Genomic DNA, 3,009 nt, shown 5'->3' on the forward strand with positions numbered 1-3,009 from the left:
TTCGACATCAACGAGGGGCTGCGGCTGGCGCGCAAGCTGCTGCTGGAAATCAACGAAATCGGCCTGCCCTGCGCGACCGAATTTCTCGATCTGATCTCGCCGCAATACATTGCCGATCTGGTGGGCTGGGGCGCCATCGGCGCCCGCACCACCGAATCGCAGTCGCATCGCCAGCTGGCGTCCGGCCTGTCGTGCCCGGTCGGCTTCAAGAACGGCACCGACGGCAGCCTGCGCATCGCGGTCGATGCGATCAAGGCGGCCGCCGCGCGCCACCATTTCATCTCCGTCACCAAGTCGGGCCATGTCGGCGTGTTCAGCACCTCCGGCAACGAAGACACGCATGTGATCCTGCGCGGCGGCAAGGCACCCAACTACGATGCGGCGAGCGTCAGCCTGGCGTGCGGCGAGCTGGCGTCGGCCGGTTTGCGCCAGCAGCTGATGATCGATTTCTCGCACGCCAATTCGAGCAAACAGTACCAGCGCCAGATCGACGTTGCCGCCGAAGTCGCAGCACAGGTGGCCGGCGGCGACACCCGCATCATCGGCGCCATGGTCGAGAGCCATCTGAATCCCGGCCGCCAGGATCTGGTCGCGGGCCAGTCGCTGGAATACGCCAAATCGATCACCGATGCCTGCATCGGCTGGGACGATACCGTCCCGCTGCTGCGGCTGCTGGCCGACGCGGTGAAAAAACGCCGGCTGACCGCACCGGCGGATGAAGAATAGACGCGCTTCCGGGTTAAAATGCGGGTGGCGGGTCTCCCCGCATGGCTAGGTCGTGAATCGGGTCAGGTCCGGAAGGAAGCAGCCCCAGCGGTCGATGCCAGTGCCGGGGTAAGGCTCGCCATTCCAGGCTGCTTTCAAACGGATACCGTGTTGTCGCGCCTTGCCGTACTGTGATGTACTGTCTGCGGCGCTCCGCCTTGTCTCCGTTTGAAAGCAGCCTGGAATGGTTCCCGCCTTTTAAATAACCCATGACTGATCTCTTCGGCGATTCCGCTTCCCCCGCACTGGCGCTGGCGCGCAAGTGGCGGCCGCGCGCGTTCGCCGATCTCAAGGGGCAGGAGCATGTGGTGCAGGCGCTCTCCAACGCGCTGACCCAGGGCCGCTTGCATCATGCCTATCTGCTGACCGGCACGCGTGGCGTTGGCAAGACCACGCTGGCGCGCATCCTCGCCAAGTGCCTCAACTGCGAAACCGGTGTCACCGCGACCCCCTGCGGCACCTGTTCGGCGTGCACCCAGATTGACGCCGGCCGCTTCGTCGACCTGCTGGAACTGGACGCGGCGTCGAACACCGGCGTCGACAACATGCGCGAAGTGCTCGACAACGCGCAGTACGCGCCGACGGTGGGACGCTACAAGGTCTACATCATCGACGAAGTACACATGCTGTCGAAGCCGGCGTTCAACTCCATGCTGAAGACGCTGGAGGAGCCGCCTGCGCACGTGAAGTTCATCCTCGCCACCACCGACCCGCAGAAGATCCCGGTGACGGTGCTCTCGCGCTGCCTGCAGTTCAACCTCAAGCCGATGCCGCCCGCGCTCGTCGCGCAGCACCTCGGCGAGGTGCTGGCGCAGGAAAACGTCGACGCCGAGCCGGCCGCGCTGAATATGCTGGCGCGCGCCGCCGCCGGCAGCATGCGCGACGCGCTCTCGCTCACCGACCAGGCGATCGCCTACGGCAGCGGACGCATCGAGGCCGCCGGCGTCGAGGCGATGCTCGGCACGGTGCGGCGCGACTACCTGTTCGACCTGCTCGACGCACTGGCGGCATGCGACGGCGACGCGCTGATGCTGCAGGCGCGGCAGCTTGCCGAGCGCGGCATCGCCTTCGACGCCACGCTGCAGGACCTCGGCAACCTGCTGACGCAGCTGGCGCTGCTGCTGCATGCGCCCGGCGCGGTCGACGCGGGCATGGACGCCGAGCGCATGCGGGCCGCAGCCGACAGGCTCGACGCCGAGACGGTGCAGCTGTATTACCAGATCGCGCTCAACGGCCGCCGCGACCTGCCGTATGCGCCGGACGAGTTTTCCGGCTTCTGCATGACGCTCCTGCGCATGCTGGCCTTCGCCCCCGGTGCCGCGGGCGGCACGCCGCGACCGGTGCCGGCGGCGCGTCCGGCGTCGGTTCCGCGGGCCGAACCTGCGCCGCGCACGGCTGCCCAGGCGACGTCCGGCGTGCCGCTGGCGGCCGTCGTCGCGCCGCGTGCCGAGGGCGTGGCGCCCCGGCCCGAACCCGAACCTGAACTCAGCCGCGAGCCGGCTGCCCCTCCCGTGACCCTGACGGCGAGCGCGCCGGGGCCGCGTGGCGACTGGGACTGGCTCAAGGTTGTCGCCGAACTGCGCCTCGGCGGCATGGCCAGGATGCTCGCCGACCACTGCGAGCTGGTGGCCCGGACCGGGGACAGCGTGACGCTGCGGGTTGGCGAGGCGCACAGGCACCTGCTCGACCGGGCCTACCAGGACCGGCTCGTGGGCGCGCTGCGCGACCGCTACGGCGCGGGACTCAGCGTGAGCTTCGAGATCGGCGCCGCCGCCGGGCAGACGCCGCAGCAGGTGCGCACCCGCATCAAGGAAGCGCGCCAGGCCGAGGCCGTGGCCGCGATCGAATCCGATCCCTTCGTGCGCGAACTGGTCGACCAATTCGGTGGCCAGGTCGACGCCAGTTCCATACAGCCGCTAGCGCCCTGAGCCCGGAATTTGCTGAATGGAAATGTCGATAATCATCCGCATGCGGCGTTGCAAATCCTCGCCAGGTATCCAACCTGGCTGCGGTTTGCGCCTTGCCTGCGAAAGATTTCGGCATTTCCGTCAGTCCGGCCAGCGCGCGATGCGAACACTCCGTCAACATATTCCCGACTCAGGGCACTAGGAGAACCAACATGATCAAGGGCGGCATCGGCAACATGATGAAGCAGGTCCAGCAGGTGCAGGAGAACATGGCCAAGATGCAGGCCAAGCTCGCCGAGATGGAAATCGAGGGCCAGAGCGGCGCCGGCATGGTCAA

The 3,009-nt window shown here is 67.4% G+C and carries 3 protein-coding genes and 1 other RNA gene; all 4 read left to right on the forward strand.

The window, feature by feature from the left end; all coding sequences use genetic code 11:
- On the forward strand, nt 1-726 hold a 726-nt coding region (locus Q0L94_RS13450; protein ID WP_296753980.1), incomplete at its 5' end, for a 3-deoxy-7-phosphoheptulonate synthase.
- A 26-nt stretch (nt 727-752) separates the two neighbouring features.
- Nucleotides 753-849: signal recognition particle sRNA small type (ffs, locus tag Q0L94_RS13455), an RNA gene on the forward strand.
- 125 nt (nt 850-974) lie between these two features.
- On the forward strand, nt 975-2,693 hold the full coding sequence (gene dnaX / locus Q0L94_RS13460) for a DNA polymerase III subunit gamma/tau (RefSeq protein WP_296753982.1): 1,719 nt from the start codon (nt 975-977) through the stop codon (nt 2,691-2,693).
- Between the two features lie 194 nt (nt 2,694-2,887).
- Nucleotides 2,888-3,009 (forward strand): YbaB/EbfC family nucleoid-associated protein (locus Q0L94_RS13465; protein WP_296753983.1); only part of this gene is annotated, 122 nt, incomplete at its 3' end.

The sequence above is a fragment of the Thiobacillus sp. genome, assembly GCF_024708915.1.

Bases quoted from the DNA above. Each gene is read 5' to 3' on its own strand.
- dnaX (WP_296753982.1), top strand. From the start codon at position 975: ATGACTGATCTCTTCGGCGATTCCGCTTCCCCCGCACTGGCGCTGGCG.